This window comes from Pseudomonas sp. 50_B (genome assembly GCF_017491625.1).
In the GTDB taxonomy this organism is placed as follows: domain Bacteria; phylum Pseudomonadota; class Gammaproteobacteria; order Pseudomonadales; family Pseudomonadaceae; genus Aquipseudomonas; species Aquipseudomonas danubii.
On the sequence record NZ_JAFGYX010000234.1, the window covers coordinates 1 to 226 of the forward strand.

Below are 226 nucleotides of genomic sequence, written 5' to 3' on the forward strand. Positions count from 1 at the left end.
TGCTGCTGTTCGTGCTGATTGCCCTGTTCGCCTTCAAGCTGGACATCTTCACCGCTGATATCTGGGGCGTGAAGAACCCGGACTTGGGCAGCGTGATGAACCAGGTGCGCAACATGATGCTGGTCACGGTATTCGTGTTCATCGGCATCGAGGGCGCCAGCGTCTACTCGGCCCGGGCGCAGAAACGCGCGGACGTCGGGCGGGCCACGGTGATCGGCTTCCTGGG

Annotated in this window: 1 protein-coding gene; it reads left to right on the forward strand. The window is 62.4% G+C overall.

The annotated features are described in order from the left end of the window. The coding region (locus tag J5M73_RS31760; RefSeq protein ID WP_207817079.1) for an amino acid permease at positions 1-226 on the forward strand (226 nt) is incomplete at both ends.